Here is a 19,512-nt window from a genome sequence, read left to right as displayed (position 1 = left end):
AGCCTCAACTTGACGCTGCCATTCCCGACACCGGCGGTGGGCACGACCGTGTTCGCGATCGGAAGGGCGTTCGGCGACCCGGCGACGGGCACCGACGGGCTGGACGTGTGGGTGGACGACAACGCGACCACGAGCTACGACCCCCCGGACGGCGACGCGGTGATGCTGCCGGTCGCCACCCTGCTCGCCTGCACGCACGGGTGGCTGCGCTTCGTCCCATCCGGCCAGCAGGTCCCAGGGCTCACCGACCGCACCAACGCGCCGCTCCAGGTCGCCGCGGACGCGCTCGTCCTCAAAGTGTGGCCGACCCTGCACGACAACCTCGAGCAGATGGTCACGCTTGGCAGCGTGCTCGTGCCCGACGTGCCTGCCGGCAGGGGCGGACGGCCGGCGCCAGAGTACTTCATCTACGAAAACGTCGACACCGTCACCCTGCGTCCGCACGTCGACGCCCTGATCGCGGAGGCGCGACCTACGCCGCCCGCCAGCGACGCCGAGCGCGTCGCGATGGCGGAGGCGTTCCTCGCTGGCTCGCTGCAGATCCTCGCCCGCGCCGGCCGGGTGATCGGCCAGGCGAAAGCCGGCGCCCCCGCCGGAGTCGCCCCGCCCGCAGGGAGTGGCGCCTCCTGGAAGCGGCTCACGCTGCGCATGGTGGACCGGCTCGGACAGCTGTTCGACCCCGGCTGGTGGCTGCGGCGCGTGCGCGAGCTGTCCCAGGTAGCCGAGATCCCGGTGATCGTGGACAAGACCCTGATCCCGTCGCGGGATTCGATCGGTGGCCATCCCCTGCCAGGGCTCACCCCGGCCAGGCAGATCGTCGACTGGCGCGACGCCGGGCTGCGGCCGCGCGCGGGCCGGGAGTTCTTCCTGGCGGGCGAGGGCACCGACCCGAATATTGCGACGCGGAGGACGACCAGCGCTTGGGGGCTGTGGGTCGGCCCGGACCTGGCGGTGGGCGCCGACCCGCTGGCGGTCTTGACCGTGGTCGTCGGAGCGACCGCCGACCACGTCGTTCTGGGCACCCTGCCCAACGCCGAGCGCTCCGAGTTCCGCCTGGCTCGCCACCTACTCGCCGACGACTATCTGGTCCTGTCCGAGGTCGACCTGGCGGAGTGGTTCCCTGAGTGCCCGGCGGCCACACCGCCGGTCGAGCCGCTGCGCCGCTACACGCAGGGCAACAGGGTGACTGCGCTGCTCGACGCGCGCGACACATTCTGGGAGCTATACAAGGCGATGCGCCGCACCTTCCGCGACGAGGACTACACCGATCTCGGGCCCGACAATGACCTACCGCCGGAGGGCCCTCTACTGGCTGAGGCCGACCGCGCTGGGCACAAGCTGTGGATCGCGGGCTGGAAGCTCAGCCCTCACCAGTTCATGCGTGACCTGCCGCAGGATTACGTCGAGATCGACTTCAACGAGAACGGGGTCTCACCGGTCCCCGGCAGTCCGGTTGGCACGCCCGGCTACAACCCGCGCGGCCACATCATGGGTGTGTTGCTCGCCGCCGCCGCCGCCGCGGGCGTGGACGTACGTGCCATGCTGTGGCGGCAGCTCCAGCCCGAGCCGGACTTCCATAGCGACAACACCGCCGCAGTGCACGTACTCGACCCGGCGACGCCCGGCAGCCCCCAGGCGATCCTCGACGCGGTCGGGCGCACCTTGAGTGCCCACCACCAGAAGGCGGTCGTGGTCGAGAACATCGACGGTCGCGCTGCCTTCCTCGGGGGCATCGACATGGCCCTCGACCGCTGGGACTCCGGCGAGCACCGCCCCAACGACCCCCGTGCCCAAGGCGGCCGAGCGGCGACCGAGGACCACCCCTACCTCGGCTGGCACGACGTTCACTGTCACATCACCGGGCCAGCCGTCGATGATGTCGAGACCAATTTCCGTCAGCGCTGGAACACGCACCCGGCGGCCCAGACCGGCGGCCACACGCTTGTCCCCGGTCGCTCGACGCCGCTCGACCCCATCCCGGGCGCAGGCCACTTTGTGCAGATCAACCGGACCTTTCCAGCCGGAGTGCCCATCTGGATGTTCGTCCCCCCGAGCGTTGGTGAGAGCGGCGCGCTCGCGGCCGGGCTGAATGCGGTCCGCCGAGCCCGGCGGCATATCCACATCGAGGACCAGTACCTGGCGATGTTGAACCTGGACGACTACGTGGCTCTGCTCGCCAGCCCAAACCCCCTCACCTTCACCCCGTCGGACCCCGACACGCTGGCTGCGGTCCTACGCGCCAAGCTGGTCGGCCCTGACCCGGTCAGAGTCAGCATCCTGATCCCGAAGAAGCTGATCGAGACGCCGGACTTTGCCAACATGGTCTTGTACGAGCTGCGACGGCGTTTCATCACCTTCCTCACCCATGGGCTGACCGACGAGGAGAAACGCGACCGGTTGCTCGTATTCCACCTGCGCAACGCCTCGGGCGTGTCCACCTACATGCACGCCAAGACAATGATGGTCGACGACCTGTGGGCGAGCATCGGCTCCAGCAACATCGGTCACCGCAGTCAGACCTACGACAGCGAGATCAACTGCGACGTGGTCGACGGCGCAATGCATCGCGGACGACGCCTGTACACGACCGACCTGCGCGTACGGCTCTGGAGTGAGCACCTGCAGCTAGCACTGAACGAGCGCCACTTGGTCCTCGACGCACGCGCCGGGTTCGAGCTGCTGCGGCGCGCGACCGAAGCCGACTGGCCCCGGCCGCATCATGTCCAGCCGTACGACCCGGAGTACTACGGCGACGACCTGGACGAACCGGGTGCGCCGCCGAAGTACGACCCGCTGAACGCTACCCACGAGGTGGTCCGCACCCACTGGGTCGATCCGGACGGCCGTCACCCCGACGACCCGGCGCTCGACTATGCCGCACTGCTCCAACTGCTCCAGTCGCTTTAACTCTAAGGGTCCCGGTAGCAATGGCTGTGAATCCAACGATGTTGCTGCTGACCTGCGGAGACTTCTTGGGAAACACGACCACGAGACGACGGGCCGCGCTCCATCCATGCAGGTCAGACCCATATCCGTTGGATTCTCCGCGATTGCTACCGGGACCCCATCCTGGCCGGCTCACGGAGCTTCCACGTCTCCGGTACCCCCGGTCCGCTCCTGGAGGGGGAGAGCGGGCGAGCCCGCCAGTGGGGGATGGCGCCGGCCTCGGCACGACGGGCCGGCGCTCACCGGATCACGTAGGAGCCGGCCCGGCGTCATGCCCGCGGGAGGGGTCTGCCGTCCGGGCGCCGGGGAATCCGCGCGGACCGGCCGGTCCGCGTAGCCGTGCGCCAGGACAGGGGCTGGGCGGGTTCGGCTCGGCCGTGCTGGGCTCGGTCAGCCACGGCGCAGGGCATGTCGGGGAAATATTGGACATTATTAATCTACAACGTAAAGGCGACGGATTGATCAAAAACAGACAAACAGTACAAAAGGACTAAAGGCAGACATCAAAAACAGAAGCGGGCCTGTGCTGTCCGGCATGCGCAATGCGAAAACCCCGATCGCCAGCCGATTGCCGTGGCGTGCCTTTCCTGCGGCACGGCAGTCGATGTCACGGCGGTGTCGTGCCGGAAGACTCAGTTGCCGCGGGGGTGCGGGGCGCGGTGGACGGCGACGGGCGCCTGGGCGTGGTGGAGGAGGGCGCGTACGGTCGAGGTGAGGAACAGTTTCCGGGCGGGGGTGCCCACGATGACCAGTTCGGCGGTCTCGGAGGCGTCGATGAGCGCTTTGGCCGGATGTTCATGTACGACGTGCTCGATGAGGGTCACGTCGGGGAATCTCTCTCGCCGGCCGCCGAGTGACTCGGCCAGCAGCCGGGCCTCTTCGTTGCCGACGTCTTCGACGTCGTAGACGAGTGGTTGCATGTCGCCGGGTGCTCTGGTGGTCGGGTGGGTCCAGGCGTGCACGGCTCGTAGCGGGCGCCGGCGTAGGGCTGCCTCGTTGAAGGCGAATTCCAGGAGGGGGTCCTGGTCGGTACGTCCGGTGACGCCGACGGCGATTTCGGTGTCTTGGGTGGTGGGCAGTCGATTGACGATCACTACTGGGCATGGGGATCGGGTGGCCAGGTCGTAGCTGACCGAGCCCAGGAGGAGGCCGGTGAATCCGCCCAGGCCTCGGCGGCCGACGACGATCAGCTGTGCGGTCTCGGCCGCGGCGGCGATCGCCTCGGCGGCGCTTCCGTCGAGGATCTCGGTGGTGATCTTCAGGGTGGGGGCGTCGGAGTGGGCCTGTTCGACGGCCTGGTGAAGGAGTTCCTTGCAGGCGGCTTCCTCGGTGGGTCCCCAGTGGGCGGGCTGGGGGACGAGGGGGACGTCGTAGGCCCAGCGGAGGGCGGCGTGTACGACGTGCAGGGGCGCCTTTCTCAGTGTGGCCTCCTGTGCCGCCCAGGTTACGGCCTGTAGTGAGGATGTCGAGCCGTCGACGCCGACGACGATGGGTTCTGTCATGGTCATCACCTTCGGTTCGTTGCCCGGGGCCGGTGTTCTGGGGTCGGTGGGTGGACTTGCGACTGGATGAGGTCATCTGCTCGTGTCTTCCGCGGCCCTGGTTTCTCTCATCTTTCGTAGCTCTGTCGTCTGCCGGGTAGGGGCGAAGGTCCCGAGGGTGTCGTCGGGTGTCGTTTCGTTGTCCGGCCGGACGGGGCGGTTGGCGGAAAATCATGGTGTGTTCCCTGTTTGCGCAGGTCAGTGCTGTGATGAGGGGGGCGGAAGGTCCCATGCTGTTGGGACTTTCCGCCCTGCTCTTCGTGGTCTGTCCTGGCGAGCATGGAGAGGGAGGTGAGAGTGATGACCGGTATCCGTGAGGTCGTCGTTGGTTATGACGGTTCTGACTTCTCCATGCAGGCCCTGGAGTGGGCGATGGACGAGGCTGAGCTTGGGAGGTTGCCGCTGAGGGTGGCTCACGCGTGGCGGTGGCCGTACGGGGAGGCCGGTGAGGAGGCCAAACTTCATCTGCGTAAGGCCGCCGAGCATGTGCTGTACCACGGGGCCGACTGTGCTCGCGCGTGCAGCACCCTGGCTGATGTCACCACGGATCTGTATGAGGGGGCGGCTGCTGAGCGGTTGGTGGCGCTGTCGGAGCGTGCGTTGTTGATCGTGGTGGGTTCTCGTGGCATGGGGACCTTGGCCAGGGCTGTTTTGGGGTCGGTCGCCGGGTATGTGGCGGCGCACGCGCGCTGTCCGGTGATCGTGGTGCGTGGGCCCGGTCCGATTCCCGTGCCGAGGGAGCGCGGTGCGGTGGTTCTGGGGATGAGTGGTGACACCTCTGACGGGGTGATCGAGTTCGCTTTCCGTGAGGCCCGTATCAGGCGGTTGAAGCTGACGGCGGTGCATGCCGGGCGTTTGCAGCCGTTGGCGCACGAGGTGCGGGTCGCGATGAACGCGGTGGAGGACGGCATGCTCGAGCGTCTGGGGCCGTGGCGGGTCGCCTATCCCGGTGTGGCTGTTCGTGCGTGTTTCGCCGCCGCGTCCGCGAAGGATCTGTTGGTGGACGCGTCCAGGGAGGCGAGCTTGGTGGTGGTCGGTGGAGCACGTGAGCACGGCAGGCTTGGCTCGACCTGCAGGTCGGTTCTTCAGCACGGTCTGTGTCCCGTCGCGGTCGTTCCGGCCGGCTGGGAGAGTCCGCTGCGTGGCGAGCCCATGTCGTCGGACAGCGATGCCTCCGGTGACGCGCGGGTCTTCAAAGGTTGATCGAGGCTGACCGGGGTGGGGCTGAAGGGAGGTGAATCATGGCGCTTCAGGTGAAGGATGTCATGGGTGCGGTGGCCATCGCGGTTCGTGCGGAGGCGGCGTTCTCGGAGCTGGTGGAGACCATGCGTCGTTTCAAGGTGGGCGCGGTCGCCGTGGTCGACGGTGAGGGACGTCCTATCGGGGTGGTGTTGGAGGATGACCTGTTGTTGAAGGAGGTCGATGTCTCGGGTGGCGAGGCGGTCCTGGCGGGTCATCGGCGATGCCGGGAGCATGAGAAGGCCGCTGGGATGACCGCGCGGGACGTCATGACCAGTCCTGCGTTGACGGTCATCGGGCAGACCGCAGTGCGGGAGGCGGCCCGTCTGATGCACGCCAACCGGGTCAAGCAGCTACCGGTGGTCGACGTCGCCAGTGGGAAGATCGTCGGCACTGTGCACCAGGCCGACCTGCTGAAGGTCTTTTCCCGGCGGGCCTGTGATGTTCTGGCGGATGTGGCGGTGGCCGTCGCGCGTCTGAGTCTGGATCCGAGAGCGCTGACGATCACGGTTGAGGCGGGGGTGGTTCGTGTCGCGGGAGAGCTCGCCAGGCGTTCGCAGGTCGCTGAGATCGTCGAGGCTGGGCGCCGAGTGGACGGGGTCGTCGATCTGGACGTCGATGCCACCTATGACGAGGACGATGTGCGAGGGGGATCGACGTCACTTTCGTAGTCATGACGTCCTTTGCCTTCGCGTGCGTCGCCGGCCTTCTTCGGGCTGTGGATCCGCGGGGGTGGGGTGCGTCCACGTATTCGTTCTTGTGTGGATCGGGTCGCGTCGAGGATGTGGCGGCTCGTCTGTTTTTCGATTGTTTTCCTCTGGGGCGTCCGCTGGTGGGGTCGTTCTTGGGGGTGCGGAGCGGCGAGTCGTGTTCACCCGGTCCGCTGACGCGATTCTCCGTTCGTATGCTCGGCACCCCTCGTTTCCCGGTGGGGGGTGTTGTCCCGGTCCCAGGTGAGTTCGTCGATCACGTCGACGACTCCGTTGATCTGCCGGGTCATCCACAGTGTGGTCCGCGTGTCCGCGCGCAGGGTCATCCGCCCGCTCAGGGTCACCACGCCGTCCTTGACCGTGACCTGGACACGGGAGGTGTCCATCCACAACGATCGCGTCAAGACCTCCACGCGGACCTCGTGTTCGATCTCGCTGTCGGAGCGGATGAACATCTTCAGCAGGTCGCAGCGGCTGATGATGCCCGCCAGGCGGCCGTGTTCGTCGATCACCGGGAGCCGTTTGACGGCTTTCTCGTGCATCAGGCGGCCGGCGGCCACCACCGAGGCGTCCTTTGAGATCGTGACCGCGGGGGTGCTCATCAGGTCTCGGGCCACCTCGCCCCCGGTCCTCCCCGCGCGCGGCTTTTGTGGTGGTGTGGTGGGCGATGGGTGGTGCTCGCCGGGAAACTGCTCCCAGAGCTGCCGTCCGCGCAGCAGGTCGGCTTCGGAGACGACACCCGCCACGTGGCCCTCGTCGTCCACCACCGGCAGGGCGCTCAGCGCGTGGGTGAGAAGCATCTCGGTGATGTCCTTGAAACAGGTGTTCTCACCCGTTGAGATCACCTGACAGGTCATCACGTCCTTGACGGTGACATGGTGCATCTCTGCCTCCGGACACGTGGTGAAAATTGGTCCATAGGGGCAGGATCGGTCATGCTCACGGCATTCTGTAGGGTCCAAGTGCTCTCCGGGCGGGGACTGTCGGCTCTAAGAGGTGCGGTCGAACCGATCAGCGGTTGCACTTCTTCCCTTCAGCCGTGGTTCGGCCGGATCGGAAGGGGGCGGCCGAAGGCGGGTGGTCATTCGAGTGGCCGCCCCGGCGTGGCTCACCGGCCGTGCCGGATGCGGCGGCCGGTGATCTCGGCGGGGGTGATCTTGACGTAGAGCTCGCGGTCGCCGCCGGCCCAGGGCTGGACGCTCAGGGCCGTCACGGCCGTCTGCTCCTCGGCGGTGGAGACGTGGTGGACGCCGCCGCGGATGAGCACGCTCCAGCCCTCGCGGTTGGCGTCGTCGATGCGATCGACCTCGAAGGCGATTTTGAACTCGACCCCCTCCACCCCGGTGCTGAGGTTGGCGTCGAGCGGGCCGCCGAAGGCGGTGCGGAAGATCACGCAGCCCTCGTGGAGGACGTAGTTGACCGGCAGGATCGTCGGGCCACCGAGGTCGTCGAAGGCCAGCCGTCCGACCCCGCCGGGTGAGATGAGCCGCAGACACTCCTGCGTGTCCAGGCTCTCCAGCTCGGGATGAAGGGCGGCTCGTCCCTGCCCGGGCGGCTGGTCGATGGTCGCTCCGAGGAGTTCGGCGGTGCTGGTGTCCAGAGCGGCGGCCAGGCGCTCTATGGTCTCGACGGCGGGTGCGGCCGCCCTCTGCTCCACGTAGGCGAGGTAGGAGGGGGTGATTCCCGCCCGGTTCGCCAGCTCTTCCCGGTCCAGGCCGAGGCTTTCGCGTCGGCTGGCGATCCGGCGGCCGAGGTCGCCGGCGGCGGCGAGGCGTTCAGCCATGGGATTCTCCCCTCAAAAGGCGGACATCGTCGGCGGAGGCCGACTTCGTGCGGCGTGCGGCGGGGCCGCATCGGACACGGCGCCGGGCTCTGGTGGGCGGCCTCCGGCGACGTCTTCTCACTGGGAACGCTATGGCCAGGGGAACGGGAGGCAACAGGGCCGAAAGTCCTGTTCATCGCGGCCGGGTGCCCTTGTCGGTTCAGGCACCTGACCCGGGCGGGCACCGTGGCCGGCTCATCGCACCGCTCATCCATCGTGGCCGCCGGGTGCTCGTCCCCGCGACGGGCGCGTTCGCCTGAGCTCGGCGAACTGCCGGGTGCGCTTGGCCCGGCCGGCCACTGTCTCGCCGGCCCTCGGTATCTTGGTGAGGAGGACGAGGACCTCCAGCCCAAGCCGTACTCCGAACGGGCACAGCAGATCATCGACGAAGAGGTCGCCCGCCTGATCCGCGAGGCCGAGAGAGGCCGAGAAACGCGCGGGCGACGCATCTGGACCTGGACGCCACCACACGGGGCCGCTAGTCAGGACCTTCAGCCCTATCGCCGGCGTGGGTTTCCCGTCGATGGTGGTGAGTGAGGTCTCGTTGTCGCAGGTTGCGAGGTGGGCGAGATGTTCGTTGATCGCCATGACGCGGGGACGCGGCTGGCCGAGCGGCTGCGCGGGTTCGCCGGTGCTGGGAACGTGGTCGTCGTGGGGCTGCCCAGAGGTGGCGTGCCGGTGGCGTTCGAGGTGGCCAGGGCCCTTGGTGCTCCGCTGGATGTGATCGTCGTCCGCAAGCTCGGGGTGCCGTTCCAGCCGGAGGTCGGGTTCGGCGCCCTGGGGGAGGGCGGGGTGCGCGTGGTCGATCGCGACATCGTGCGGCGCGCGAATCTCACCCGGGAAGAGATGACCGTGGTGGAGGAGCGGGAGCGGGCCGAACTCCTGCGCCGCGGGCGCCGCCTGCGTGGTGAGCGTGCCCCAGTGGATCTGGCGGGCCGTACGGTGATCGTGGTGGATGACGGCATCGCCACCGGCGGGACGGCTCGCGCCGCCTGCCGGGTGGCTCGCGCGCGTGGTGCCTCGCGAGTGGTGCTGGCGGTTCCGGTGGGAGCGCCGGAGACGATCGAGAGCCTGCGTGAGGTCGCCGATGAGGTGGTCTGCCTGCGGGCGCCGGAGTTCTTCTACGCGATCGGTGCCTGGTACCGCGATTTCTCCCAGGCCACCGATGATCAGGTGGTCGAGCTGCTGAGCCGGGCCGCAGCCTCGGAGGGCGAGCGCGAGGGAAATGCGCGGGAATCCGATCCGCCCGGCCCCGCCGGGGAGGTTTGGATGGATGCCGGAGGGGTCCGGCTGCCCGGCCGGCTCGTCGTTCCGCGGAACGCCGCGGGGGTGGTGGTGTTCGTGCACGGCAGCGGCAGCAGCCGGCACAGCCCGCGCAACCGGCGTGTGGCCTCGATGCTCAACCGCGCGGGTCTGGCGACGCTGTTGTTCGACCTGCTCACTCCGGAGGAGGAGTTCGACCGGGGCAACGTGTTCGACATCGGGTTGCTGGCCGGCAGGCTTGTCCGGATAACGGGCCGGCTGGATGGTCATCCTGAGGTGGCGGGTCTTCCGGCCGGTTATTTCGGGGCGAGCACCGGAGCCGCGGCCGCGCTGTGGGCGGCGGCGGAGCCGGGCGTCGAGATCGCCGCCCTCGTCTCCCGGGGTGGGCGGCCCGATCTGGCCGGGCCGCGACTTCCCGCGGTGCGGGCGGCGACCCTCCTGATCGTGGGAGGCCGCGACGAGGCGGTGATCGGCCTCAACAGGGCGGCACAGAGGCGGTTGCGTTGCGAGAACATGCTCCAGATCGTCCCTGGCGCCACACACCTGTTCGAGGAGCCTGGAGCGCTTGAGCGCGTCGCGGCTCTCACCCGGGACTGGTTCGCCCGCCACTTCGAGCCACCGCTGAGCTGACGTGGCGGCGGAGCGTGTGGATCTCATCGCGCTGGGATGGTCACAGCGCCTCGACGGCCGCCCGGGCAGGCCGAGAGGCGAAACACCTCACCAAAGGTCGAGAAAGGGTAGTCAAGGACTAAAAGTCCCTCCCGGGTGGATCCATGGAACCCGATGGGGTGGAGGGAGCGGGTCCATGATGAAGGTATGGGTCCGGCCGGCCATTTCGACGCCTTCCGCGCGCCGGCCAACCGGCGTGGACGTCCCGGTGCCCGGACAGGTCTTCTGCGCCTTTCACTTCCCCTCCGGCGGGGTCAACACCCTGACCTCCGATCACGCGGACACCGTGACGTCATGCCCGGAGTACAAGGTGACCGCGGTGCGGCTGGTCCCCGGGTCCGCCGCCGCGGCGCGACGGGGTGAATGACCTTCGCGCGCCGCCCGGATCATCCGCGGGCCCGTCCCGGGCCGGCCGGCGGGTGCGGTCCCGTGCCGAAAGGCGGAAGGTTCTCCGAGGACGGGATCTTCCGCCCTGCTGATGAAGCTCGGCATCGCCGAACGATGGAACAGAGGTGAGGACCATGACGAAACAACGCGGGATCGTCATCGGCTATGACGGTTCGGACTTCTCCCTGCGGGCCCTGGAACGGGCGACGGAGGAGGCGGAGTGCCGCAGGCTCCCGCTCACCGTCGCCTACGCGTGGCGGTGGCCGTACGGCGAGGCCGACGGCGAGGCCAGGCTCCATCTGAGCAAGGCGGCCGAGCACGTGCTGCTCCACGGCGCCAAATGCGCCCACGCGCACTCCGCGATCGTCGAGGTGGTGACCGACCTTCACGAGGGCTCGGCCGCGCGGCGGCTCGTCGAGCTGTCCGCCGACGCGGAACTGCTCGTGGTCGGCGCCCACGCCCAGGGGGTGACCGCCCGGTTCATGATCGGCTCTGTCGCGGCGTTCGTGGCGGCCCGCGCCCGATCTCCGGTGATCGTCGTGCGTGAGGCGGGCCAGGTGCCCGTACTCCCGCAGCCGAGGCCCGTCGTCGTGGGGGTCAGGGACACCACGGCCGACGCGGTGCTGGATTTCGCGTTCCAGGAGGCGGCCCTGCGGCATCTGCCCCTGTGGGTGGTGCACGCCGGTCATCCGCGCTCGCTGGCATGGGGCATCGCCATGGCCCACGTTCCCGATCTCGAAGACTCGGCCCGGGTCTGCCGCGAGCGGGTGGAGGAGCGTCTCACACCGTGGCGGCGGAAGTACGCGGACGTCCGCCTCGAGGTGCGTTCGGCCACGACCGCGCCCAGGGAGGCTCTGCTGGTCTCGTCGGCCGAGGCCGGCCTCGTCGTGGTCGGCAGGGGCCGGACGGCGTCTCGCACCGGCCACCTCGGAGCGATCCCCGGATCCCTGGTCAGGCACGCGTCCTGCCCCGTGGCCGTCGTGCCGTCCTCCGAGGAGCACGGCTCCTCGCCCACGCCGCCCACCGGGTAGGCGAGGGCCCCGGGAGGGCCCCGGGAGGGCACCGCGAGGCCCGCCCGGCGGTCGGCCCCTCGGGAGAACGGGCTGGTGGCGGGCTGGTGACGGAGGTCGGAAGTCCCTGACGGACGGGTCTTTGGGCCGCTGTGGAAAGCGCCGCCGGCCGGTGGAATGGAGGGGAGAAGCCAAGGAGGTCGGTATGGCAGCGCATGTGGTGGTGGGTGTGGATGGGTCGTCTCCCGCGGACGGTGCGGTCGAATGGGCCGTTGATGACGCGGTGCGGCGTGGGTGCGCCTTGAAGATCGTTCATGTGTGTGAGCCGTGGCCCGGCGACATCCCGCTCCAGACCCCGCCGGGTTTTCGTGATTCCGTCGCCGAGCACGGCCAGGGGGTGCTGGAGGGCGCGGCCGCGCTGGCGCGGGGGCGTGCGCCACATCTGGAGGTGGAGACCCTGCTGGAGGCGGGCCGGGTGAGTGAGGTCCTGCGGCGCGAGGCCGAGGACGCCGAGCAGGTCGTGCTGGGCAGCCGCGGGCTGGGCGGGTTCACCGGGTTGCTGCTCGGATCGGTCTCCCTGGCTTTGGCCGGGCACGTGGCCACCCCGGTGGTGGTCGTCAGGGGCTTACCGGAGCGGACCTACGACCGGGTCGTGGTGGGCTTCGACGGCTCCGATCATTCGGCGGTGGCGCTGGAGTACGCCTTCGAGGAGGCCGCCCGGCGCGGTGCCAGGCTGCAGGCGGTCCACACCTGGCAGATGCCCGCGGTGGGACCGGGCGCCCTGGTCTACACGCCGTTGGTCGAGGACATCCTCGCCGCTGAGCGGCAGGTGTGTGCCGGCACGCTCACCCCGTGGCGGGAGAAGTACCCGCGGGTCGAGGTGGAGCAGACGCTGGTCTGCGGGCATCCGGTCGGTGTCCTTTGTGAGGCCTCGGCCGCCGCGGACCTGGTCGTCGTCGGCTCGCGGGGGCTGGGCAGGTTCGGCTCGGCGGTGCTGGGCTCGGTCGGTCACGGCGTCCTGCATCACGCCCGCTGTCCTGTCGCGGTGGTACGGGCCCGGGGGGAGGCGTGATGGACATCGGTGCCCTCACGGTGGCGCAGGTGATGAGCCGGACCCTGGTCGCCGTCGATCTTGAGGAGTCTCCGCTGCTGGCGTGGGAGATCATGCGTCGTGCGGGGGTTCATCACCTGCCGGTCCTCGACGGGCACGGCTGCCTGCGCGGGATCTTGACCCGCGAGGATCTCACCGCCCACTGGTCCGGTGGCCCGGTCGAGCAGTCACAGGTGCGGGTTCGCGCGCTGCTGGCCGATCGCCGCCGCCCGCACACCACGCCCGGCACGCCCCTGGCCGACGCGGTGGCCGCGATGCTCGACGCCGGCGTCGACGCGATCGGGGTCATCGGAAAGGATCACCGGCTGGCCGGGATGATGACCTCCACCGACGTGCTACGGGCCGTGGCCGGCCGCGTCATCGAGCGCCAGGAGCCGCCCGAGCTGATGACGGGAATGTTCCGCCTGGTCCCGGTCCTGCCCTCCCATGTCCCCGCAGGATGAGACCGGACTTCGGGCTCGGTGAGCCAAGGCCCGCGCCAAGCGAGTAGGCCGGCCCGCCCGGAACGAAACAGACCATAAGTCCCTCTGATCGGGGGACTTTCGCCGCTGACGCTTTCCGGACCGCTTTGCGATGGTTGCAGTGAGGAGGTGCGTCATGAAGGTCAGGGAAATCATGGGCGCCGTGGCGATCGCGGTGCGGCCGGAGGCGACGTTCACCGAGATGGTCGACGCCATGCGGCGCTTCAAGGTCGGCGCGCTCACCGTCATCGACGCCGACGATCACCCGATCGGGGTGGTCGCCGACGATGATCTCCTGCTCAAGGAGACCGATTCCGGTGCGCGCACCGGCAGCGTCTTCGACAGTCGCAAAAGACGTCAGGAGCATCGCAAGGCCGCGGGTGGTACGGCCAGGCAGATCATGACCACCCCTGCGATCACCATCACGAAGGACGCCACCGTCCGGGACGCGGCGCGGCTGATGCACCGGCATCGGATCAAGCAGCTGCCGGTGATCGACGCGGTCACCGGGCGCTTCACCGGCACCGTCCACCAGAGCGATCTGCTCAAGATCTTCGTCCGTCCGGCCGAGGAGATCGAACGCGAGGTCACCGAGATCTGTGAGCGGCTCGCCGTCAACCCCGAGACGATGACCGTCGGCGTCGAGGCGGGGGTGCTCACGCTGAGAGGCCGGATCGCCTTCCGGTCACAGATCGCACCCCTGGTCGCGGCGGCGCGCGAGATCGACGGCGTCCTCGACGTCGAGAACGCCCTCACCTGCCGATCCGATGACCTGGCCCCCGTTCCGCCGTTCCTGTGACAGAGGTGACATCATGAACGCCCATACAACCGAGGAGATCACCTCGTTGCTCCGTACGGCGGTCCGGGCCGCCACGTGGGCGCCGTCGGTGCACAACACCCAGCCCTGGTCCTTCGGCGTCGACGGCGACGAGATCGCACTGCGTGCCGACAGCGACAGGAAGCTGCGCGCCGGCGATCCCGGCGGCCGGGAGCTGCTGATCAGCTGCGGCGCGGCCCTGACGAACGTGCGTCTGGCGTTGCGCGTGCTCGGTCACGAGCCGCAGGTGCGCGTGCTGCCCGATCCCGACCGGCCGGCCCTGCTGGCCACGGTGCGGCCGGGAGCGGCCGTGGCCGCCGATGAGGACACCCGGCTGCTGCACGCCGAGATCGAGCGTCGCCGCACCCACCGGGCCGGCTTCACGGAGCTGCCCGTCCCGGAACGTCTGCTCGAGGCGCTGGTGGCCGAGGCGGGCGGGGAGGGGGTGCGGCTGACGCCGGTCCGCTCCGAGCCGGCGATCCGGGTGCTTTCCGCGATCACCTGCGCCGCCCAGGACGTGCAGTCCCAGGACCGGCCGCTGTCGCTGGAGGTGATCGGCTGGGCGCGGCCGCCGGGCAGCCCTCGCAAGGACGGCGTGCCGGCCGAGAGTTATCCGCGCGCCCCCCGGCAGACCCACCCGCACTTCGCCCAGCGCGACTACGCCCACGGCCGCCCCTGGGGCAGCGACGCCGACCAGTCCTTCTCCGCCTCCACCGGCGTCGTGGCGGTCCTGACCACCAGGGGCGACACCCGCCAGGACTGGATCGCGGCCGGCCAGGCACTGCAACGGATCCTGCTGCACGCCTCCGCCTACGGTCTCAGCGCGGCCTTCCACACCCAGGCGCTGGAGATGTTCCACCTGCGGGAGTTCCTGCGCCAGGAGCTGTGCTCGCAGGAGTACCCCCAGATGATCATGCGGTTGGGCATCACCTTCGACGACAGCCAGGGCGTCCGCCGTCCGGTCACCGAGGTGCTGGAGGAACGCTGACCGAACCGGCCGGCAGCCCCAGGGGCGGGGATGCGGTGCGGAGGTCGGCTACGGGGCGCCCTCGCCCAGGACCTCCTCCCCGAGGAAGGTGTTCACCGCTTCCACGTACCGGCGGGGTCTCGACATATGGATCACGTGATTGGCTTTGATCTTCCTGTATCGACTGTGCGGTACGAGCCGCCTGATCCGGGCCGCGTCCTCGTCGTCCATCGCGCCGATCAGGCCGCGGCCCGGCACGCGCCGCCAGTCACCGTGCAGCACCAGCAGCGGGCACGACACGTGAGTGAGCGCGTCGGCGTGGTCGAGTCCCTTGTAGAACCGGCCGTCGACGAAGGCCCGCGCGAAGTCCACGTCGTACATGGACAGGCACTTGAGCAGCAGACGGAGCTTGAGAGGAAAGTAAGGGATGTCCACCGGCCGGCCGGGATGGCGAGTCTGGAATGCCTGGACGCGGCGGGACAGAAAGGAGACGAACCAGTCCGGGACGCGCTTCTCCCGGGTTTCGGAGACCGGGAGCGTCAGGCCGCGGAAGTAGTCGGCGAGATCGCGGTGGCGGGGGTCACCGAGGGTGTCGACGAGGTGTTTCAGCCCGCCGTACACGAAGCGGTCGCGGTCACGGAAGCGGGGCATCTCCGCGGAGAAGACCGGGGCGTCCTCCAGGATCGCCGCGGCGACCTGGTCGGGGAGGTTGGCCGCGCACCACAGGGCGAGGAGCCCGCCGGAGGAATTGCCGGCGATGACGGCAGGGGATCGCACGACCTCACAGAGGAAGGCCGTCATGTCCGCGCCGAGGTGTTTCCAGGAGTACTCGCCCGGGGTCCAGCTCGACGTGCCGTGCCCGCGCACGTCGACCGCGTAGACCCGCAGCCGCCGTGACAGCGGCACCAGTACCCGCTGGTAGCTCTCCCAGGTCCCCATCTGCGCCGGCAGCAGGACCAGCGGAGGTCCGTTGTCCGGGCCCACCACGTAATTGAGCCGCACGACCCCGGTATCGAACCGGTGTTGCCGGAAACCGGCGTCGCGGACGGCCTTGATGTCGATCGTTTCGGATAGGCCCTCATAGGGGTTGCGGTACGGATACGTGCTCATGAGGGTCCTTCTTCCGTGCGGTAGGGGTCGGGGCCCGGTGCGCGGTCTTCGGAGAGGTCCGACGACACGAGCTCGATGAGCTCGTTCAGGGCGCCGGCCAGCGCCGTCCGGCCCTGCGCGCTCATGCGTCCCAAGATGGCCGCGAACCTCTCCGCCGACCGCTGGTCCGTCGTCGTCAGCATCCGTTCCGCCTCGTCGGTGAGCTTCAGCCGTATCCGCCGGTGATCGTCGGGATCGCTCACCCGGTACAGAAGCCCGGCGCGGACCATCCGGTTCACCAGAGCGGACGTGGCCGCGAGTCGCCGTCCGAGGGTTTCGGCCAGCTCTGAGACCGTGCAGCCGTTTCGGCGACGGACGGCGAACAACACGCGCAGCTGCGGCAGCGTGAGGTCGAGGTCCAGCCATGCGTCCGAACGCTGCAGGGTCAGCATCCGCAGCCGGGACGCCAGGTGCTCGACGTCGCGACCTCCACCCGATGTACTTGCCATGATGTGAATAGTCTACATCGCGTTGACCATCGGGTGTCCTTGCCCGATCCGTGATCTCGAGGCCCTTCCTGCTCCACGGGGGGCGTAGACGATCTCCGCAGGGGGCGGGCCGCGGTGCCGCCGGGTGCCGGGCTTTCCCGTACGACGGAGCCTGCTGGACGACCACTTCGCCACCATCGTCGGCGCGGTCGAGCTGGGCCGGGCCAGCTACGCCGACGTCCGCCGCTTCCTCACCTGCCACCTGACCGACAACGTCGCCGAGCTCACCCCGTTCCCGGCACGTGTCCCCTCCACCGGCTGACCCGCCTACCCGACACCGCGATCTGCGGCAGGTGATCGATCGCCGACACGGAGGACGGCGGCGCCGGTGACACGGTCGGCGGCCAGGTCCGCCAACGCCTGGTCGGCCTGCTCGAAGTCGTAGGCGGTGGTGGTGACGCGCAGTGGATGGCGGGTGGCGTGCTCCAGCAGGGCCCGGCCGTCGGCGCGGGTGTTGGCGGTGACGCTGCGCAGCGTGCGCTCCTGGAACAGGTGGTCGGAGTAGTCCAGCGGCGGGATGTCGGTGAGATGGATTCCGGCGACGGCCAGGGTGCCGCCGCGGTCCAGGGCGGCCAGCGCCACCGGGACGAGGTCGCCGACCGGGGCGAACAGGACGGCGGCGTCCAGCGGTTCGGGAGGAACGTCGTAGGCGCCGCCCGCCGAGGCGGCGCCCAGCTCCAGGGCGAGCCCGCGGGCGGAGGCGGAGCGGGTCAGCACGTGCACCGTGGCGTCCTGGGCGAGGGCGACCTGGGCGGTGAGGTGGGCCGAGGCGCCGAACCCGTACACGCCCAGCCGCCCGCCTGGCGGCAACTCTGCGCGGAGCAGTGCCCGGTAGCCGATGATGCCCGCGCACAGCAGCGGGGCCAGCTTCTCGGCGGGCTGGTCCTCGGGCAGAGGATAGGCGAAGTCCTGCGGCACGGTCAGGTACTCGGCGTAGCCGCCGTCGGCGTCCCAGCCGGTGTAGCGCGAGTACGGGCAGAGGTTCTCGCGGCCCCGGGTGCAGTAACGGCACTCACCGCAGGCGGAGCGAAGCCAGGCCACGCCGATCCGGGTGCCGACGGAGAGCCGCTCGGCTCCGGGGCCGCAGGCCGCGACGCGCCCGACCACCTCGTGCCCGGGCACCGTGCCGGGCCGCCGGGGGGCCAGGTCGCCCTCGGCCAGATGCAGATCGGTGCGGCAGACGGCGCACACCTCGACCCGGACGAGCACCTCACCGGGGGCGGGCTCGGGCACGGGCAGCCGTACCCGCTCCAGCGGGTGGGTGGCCATGGGGCCGGGGCGGCGGACCACCCAGGCGGTCATCGTCTGCGTCACCCTCCCATCGTCACACGCACCGCCGTCTCTGCCGCTCCTAGGCGCGTTCGGCCAGGGTGGCCCGGCGAACAGGCGCCGTAGCGCGCCGCGGGCGCTGTTCGGGGGCCACCGGGACTCAGCGGACCAGGCGAAAGAACGTCCGTACCTCGTCCACGAACGCCTCGGGTTGTTCGAAGGCGGCGAAGTGGCCGCCCCGGTCCAGCTCGTTCCAGTGCCGGATGTCGGTGAAGCGCTTGGCGGCCCATCGGCGGGAGGGGCGCGGGTTCTCCTTGGGGAAGATCGAGCATCCCGCCGGCACCGTCACCACGTCGGTCGTCGCGTCCGCGAAGCGCCGCTGGACCTGCTTGAAGCTCTCCCAGTACAGCTGGGCGGCCGACGCGCCGGTGCCCGGCAGCCAGTAGAGCATGAGGTTGTCCAGCAGTTCGTCGCGGCCGAGGGCGTTCTCCGGATGCCCGTCGCAGTCTGTCCAGGAGCGGAACTTCTCCACGATCCACGCGCACAGCAGCGCCGGGGAGTCCACGAGGCCGTAGCCGATGGTCTGCGGCCGGGTGGACTGCTCCAGCGAGTAACCGTCCTCCCACTCCTGTGCCTGCTCCAGCGCGGCCAGCGCGGCGCGTTCGGCGTCGGTGAGGTCGTCCATCGTGGCCGGGTCGGGGGCGGCGAGGGGCGGCATGAGGTGGATGCCCGCCACGTGCCCGGGGTCCTGCCGGCCGATGCTCGTCGTGATGCTGGTGCCCCAGTCGCTGCCCTGGGCGCCGTACCGGTCGTAGCCCAGCCGGGCCATGAGCCGGACCCACGCGGCGGCGATCCGCTCGACGCCCCAGCCGGTGCCGACCGGCTTGTCGCTGAACCCGTAGCCCGGTAGCGACGGGCACACGACGTGGAACGCGTCGGCCGCGTCGCCGCCGTGGGCCGACGGGTCGGTCAGCGGGCCGATCACCTTCAAGAACTCCACTATCGAGCCCGGCCAGCCGTGCGTGAGAACGAGCGGCAGCGCGTCCTCGTACGGTGAGCGCACGTGCACGAAGTGGATGCCGAGCCCGTCGATGGTCGTGCGGAACTGCGGCAGCGCGTTCAGCCGCCGCTCCGTGGCCCGCCAGTCGTACTTCTCGGCCCAGTAGCGGCACAGTTCCCGCAGGTAGGCGAGCGGGACGCCCTGGGACCAGTCATCCACGGTCTCCTTCTCCGGCCACCTGGTACGGGCCAGGCGGTCGCGCAGATCGCGCAGATCGGCCTCGGGGACGTGCAGGCGGAACGGGGTCACCGGATGAGACATCGTGTCGTCCTTTCGATCGATCGGCCTTTGCGGGGTCCGTTACGGGCTCGACCTCGTCATGGGCGAGCGCCGGCGGCAGTGCCGTGACGAGGAATGCCGTCCGCCGGTCATCGAGCCGCTGGCAGGAGCGCCTGCTGCGGCGCGAGGCGGACCCGGCCGCACTTGGGGCGGTCGGCGGTGACCGCCGGATCGTCGCTGTCGAACACTGCGGGCACCGGCGGCTCCACCTCGGCCGACGGCGTGTCGCGCAGGTTCGCCACCGCCCGCGGATCGCCCCGGCGGTAGGCGGTCACCGGTGCGCCGGCCTCCTGCCTGGTCACCGCGTCGGTCACGGCGAGGAGC

19 protein-coding genes are annotated in these 19,512 nt (G+C 69.8%); 10 read left to right on the top strand and 9 right to left on the bottom strand.

Going from position 1 to position 19,512, the window contains the following annotated elements; translation table 11 throughout:
- The first annotated feature begins 9 nt into the window (after positions 1-9).
- Positions 10-2,907, top strand: a complete 2,898-nt coding sequence (locus ACVCAG_RS23530; RefSeq protein WP_447190284.1) for a phospholipase D-like domain-containing protein — start codon at positions 10-12, stop codon at positions 2,905-2,907.
- A 671-nt stretch (positions 2,908-3,578) separates the two neighbouring features.
- On the opposite strand, the gene ACVCAG_RS23525 is transcribed toward ACVCAG_RS23530, so the two are convergent.
- Positions 3,579-4,448, bottom strand: a complete 870-nt coding sequence (locus ACVCAG_RS23525) for a universal stress protein (RefSeq protein WP_447190283.1) — start codon at positions 4,446-4,448, stop codon at positions 3,579-3,581.
- Positions 4,449-4,787: 339 nt separating this feature from the next.
- On the opposite strand from ACVCAG_RS23525, the gene ACVCAG_RS23520 reads away from it, so the two are divergent.
- Together ACVCAG_RS23520 and ACVCAG_RS23515 are read left to right on the top strand one after the other, a co-directional pair.
- Positions 4,788-5,690 (top strand): universal stress protein, encoded by a 903-nt coding sequence (locus ACVCAG_RS23520; protein WP_447190282.1) that lies wholly within the window; start codon positions 4,788-4,790, stop codon positions 5,688-5,690.
- Between the two features lie 38 nt (positions 5,691-5,728).
- A complete protein-coding gene (locus ACVCAG_RS23515; RefSeq protein WP_440085902.1) occupies positions 5,729-6,397 on the top strand; it encodes a CBS domain-containing protein in 669 nt (222 codons plus the stop codon).
- A gap of 200 nt (positions 6,398-6,597) precedes the next feature.
- Here the strand turns inward: ACVCAG_RS23515 and ACVCAG_RS23510 are convergent, their stop codons facing one another.
- The 3 genes from ACVCAG_RS23510 to ACVCAG_RS23500 form a co-directional block, all read right to left on the bottom strand.
- A complete protein-coding gene (locus ACVCAG_RS23510; protein ID WP_447190281.1) occupies positions 6,598-7,320 on the bottom strand; it encodes a CBS domain-containing protein in 723 nt (240 codons plus the stop codon).
- 224 nt (positions 7,321-7,544) lie between these two features.
- Entirely contained in the window at positions 7,545-8,219 is a 675-nt protein-coding gene (locus tag ACVCAG_RS23505; protein WP_447190280.1) for a pyridoxamine 5'-phosphate oxidase family protein, read from the bottom strand.
- Between the two features lie 246 nt (positions 8,220-8,465).
- The gene (locus ACVCAG_RS23500; protein WP_447190279.1) at positions 8,466-8,846 is read right to left on the bottom strand and encodes a hypothetical protein; all 381 of its coding nucleotides are present in this window, start codon (positions 8,844-8,846) and stop codon (positions 8,466-8,468) included.
- Between ACVCAG_RS23500 and ACVCAG_RS23495 the strand changes: the two genes are divergently transcribed.
- The 6 genes from ACVCAG_RS23495 to ACVCAG_RS23470 all read left to right on the top strand — a co-directional run bounded on the left by ACVCAG_RS23495 (position 8,829) and on the right by ACVCAG_RS23470 (position 14,964).
- Positions 8,829-10,151 carry a phosphoribosyltransferase family protein gene (locus ACVCAG_RS23495; protein ID WP_440085907.1) on the top strand — a complete coding sequence of 441 codons (1,323 nt, stop codon included), beginning with the start codon at positions 8,829-8,831 and terminating at the stop codon, positions 10,149-10,151. The two genes, ACVCAG_RS23500 and ACVCAG_RS23495, sit on opposite strands and share 18 nt — an antisense overlap.
- Before the next feature lie 560 nt (positions 10,152-10,711).
- The gene (locus ACVCAG_RS23490) at positions 10,712-11,608 is read left to right on the top strand and encodes a universal stress protein (RefSeq protein ID WP_440085908.1); all 897 of its coding nucleotides are present in this window, start codon (positions 10,712-10,714) and stop codon (positions 11,606-11,608) included.
- Positions 11,609-11,792: 184 nt separating this feature from the next.
- A complete protein-coding gene (locus ACVCAG_RS23485) occupies positions 11,793-12,659 on the top strand; it encodes a universal stress protein (RefSeq protein ID WP_440085909.1) in 867 nt (288 codons plus the stop codon).
- Positions 12,659-13,141 (top strand): CBS domain-containing protein, encoded by a 483-nt coding sequence (locus tag ACVCAG_RS23480; RefSeq protein WP_440085910.1) that lies wholly within the window; start codon positions 12,659-12,661, stop codon positions 13,139-13,141. Before ACVCAG_RS23485 ends, ACVCAG_RS23480 begins: the two co-directional genes overlap by 1 nt.
- Before the next feature lie 154 nt (positions 13,142-13,295).
- Complete coding sequence (locus ACVCAG_RS23475; protein WP_440085911.1) at positions 13,296-13,958, top strand: CBS domain-containing protein; 663 nt, start codon at positions 13,296-13,298, stop codon at positions 13,956-13,958.
- A gap of 13 nt (positions 13,959-13,971) precedes the next feature.
- Entirely contained in the window at positions 13,972-14,964 is a 993-nt protein-coding gene (locus tag ACVCAG_RS23470) for an Acg family FMN-binding oxidoreductase (RefSeq protein WP_440085912.1), read from the top strand.
- Between the two features lie 48 nt (positions 14,965-15,012).
- Here the strand turns inward: ACVCAG_RS23470 and ACVCAG_RS23465 are convergent, their stop codons facing one another.
- Positions 15,013-16,053, bottom strand: a complete 1,041-nt coding sequence (locus ACVCAG_RS23465) for an alpha/beta fold hydrolase (protein WP_440085913.1) — start codon at positions 16,051-16,053, stop codon at positions 15,013-15,015.
- The gene (locus ACVCAG_RS23460) at positions 16,050-16,541 is read right to left on the bottom strand and encodes a MarR family transcriptional regulator (protein WP_440085914.1); all 492 of its coding nucleotides are present in this window, start codon (positions 16,539-16,541) and stop codon (positions 16,050-16,052) included. Before ACVCAG_RS23460 ends, ACVCAG_RS23465 begins: the two co-directional genes overlap by 4 nt.
- A 124-nt stretch (positions 16,542-16,665) precedes the next feature.
- On the opposite strand from ACVCAG_RS23460, the gene ACVCAG_RS23455 reads away from it, so the two are divergent.
- Positions 16,666-16,842 carry a hypothetical protein gene (locus ACVCAG_RS23455; RefSeq protein ID WP_440085915.1) on the top strand — a complete coding sequence of 59 codons (177 nt, stop codon included), beginning with the start codon at positions 16,666-16,668 and terminating at the stop codon, positions 16,840-16,842.
- Positions 16,843-16,847: 5 nt separating this feature from the next.
- On the opposite strand, the gene ACVCAG_RS23450 is transcribed toward ACVCAG_RS23455, so the two are convergent.
- The 3 genes from ACVCAG_RS23450 to ACVCAG_RS23440 all read right to left on the bottom strand — a co-directional run bounded on the left by ACVCAG_RS23450 (position 16,848) and on the right by ACVCAG_RS23440 (position 19,502).
- Complete coding sequence (locus tag ACVCAG_RS23450) at positions 16,848-17,894, bottom strand: zinc-dependent alcohol dehydrogenase family protein (RefSeq protein WP_440085916.1); 1,047 nt, start codon at positions 17,892-17,894, stop codon at positions 16,848-16,850.
- Positions 17,895-18,009: 115 nt separating this feature from the next.
- Complete coding sequence (locus tag ACVCAG_RS23445; RefSeq protein WP_440085917.1) at positions 18,010-19,170, bottom strand: alpha/beta fold hydrolase; 1,161 nt, start codon at positions 19,168-19,170, stop codon at positions 18,010-18,012.
- A 107-nt stretch (positions 19,171-19,277) separates the two neighbouring features.
- Positions 19,278-19,502, bottom strand: coding sequence for a hypothetical protein (locus ACVCAG_RS23440; protein ID WP_440085918.1), 225 nt, complete (start codon positions 19,500-19,502; stop codon positions 19,278-19,280).
- Positions 19,503-19,512: the final 10 nt, after the last annotated feature.

The organism is Streptosporangium sp. G12 (genome assembly GCF_052983175.1).
Note: the sequence above shows the minus strand (reverse complement) of the source record. Positions and strands in the feature narration are given on the sequence as shown.

What these genes read in the sequence shown, in the direction of transcription:
- ACVCAG_RS23525 (WP_447190283.1), bottom strand. Translation starts at nt 4,448, where the DNA reads ATGACAGAACCCATCGTCGTCGGCGTCGACGGCTCGACATCCTCACTA.
- ACVCAG_RS23520 (WP_447190282.1), top strand. Translation starts at nt 4,788, where the DNA reads ATGACCGGTATCCGTGAGGTCGTCGTTGGTTATGACGGTTCTGACTTC.
- ACVCAG_RS23515 (WP_440085902.1), top strand. Translation starts at nt 5,729, where the DNA reads ATGGCGCTTCAGGTGAAGGATGTCATGGGTGCGGTGGCCATCGCGGTT.
- ACVCAG_RS23510 (WP_447190281.1), bottom strand. Translation starts at nt 7,320, where the DNA reads ATGCACCATGTCACCGTCAAGGACGTGATGACCTGTCAGGTGATCTCA.
- ACVCAG_RS23505 (WP_447190280.1), bottom strand. Translation starts at nt 8,219, where the DNA reads ATGGCTGAACGCCTCGCCGCCGCCGGCGACCTCGGCCGCCGGATCGCC.
- ACVCAG_RS23495 (WP_440085907.1), top strand. Translation starts at nt 8,829, where the DNA reads ATGTTCGTTGATCGCCATGACGCGGGGACGCGGCTGGCCGAGCGGCTG.
- ACVCAG_RS23500 (WP_447190279.1), bottom strand. Translation starts at nt 8,846, where the DNA reads ATGGCGATCAACGAACATCTCGCCCACCTCGCAACCTGCGACAACGAG.
- ACVCAG_RS23490 (WP_440085908.1), top strand. Translation starts at nt 10,712, where the DNA reads ATGACGAAACAACGCGGGATCGTCATCGGCTATGACGGTTCGGACTTC.
- ACVCAG_RS23485 (WP_440085909.1), top strand. Translation starts at nt 11,793, where the DNA reads ATGGCAGCGCATGTGGTGGTGGGTGTGGATGGGTCGTCTCCCGCGGAC.
- ACVCAG_RS23480 (WP_440085910.1), top strand. Translation starts at nt 12,659, where the DNA reads ATGGACATCGGTGCCCTCACGGTGGCGCAGGTGATGAGCCGGACCCTG.
- ACVCAG_RS23475 (WP_440085911.1), top strand. Translation starts at nt 13,296, where the DNA reads ATGAAGGTCAGGGAAATCATGGGCGCCGTGGCGATCGCGGTGCGGCCG.
- ACVCAG_RS23470 (WP_440085912.1), top strand. Translation starts at nt 13,972, where the DNA reads ATGAACGCCCATACAACCGAGGAGATCACCTCGTTGCTCCGTACGGCG.
- ACVCAG_RS23465 (WP_440085913.1), bottom strand. Translation starts at nt 16,053, where the DNA reads ATGAGCACGTATCCGTACCGCAACCCCTATGAGGGCCTATCCGAAACG.
- ACVCAG_RS23460 (WP_440085914.1), bottom strand. Translation starts at nt 16,541, where the DNA reads ATGGCAAGTACATCGGGTGGAGGTCGCGACGTCGAGCACCTGGCGTCC.
- ACVCAG_RS23445 (WP_440085917.1), bottom strand. Translation starts at nt 19,170, where the DNA reads ATGTCTCATCCGGTGACCCCGTTCCGCCTGCACGTCCCCGAGGCCGAT.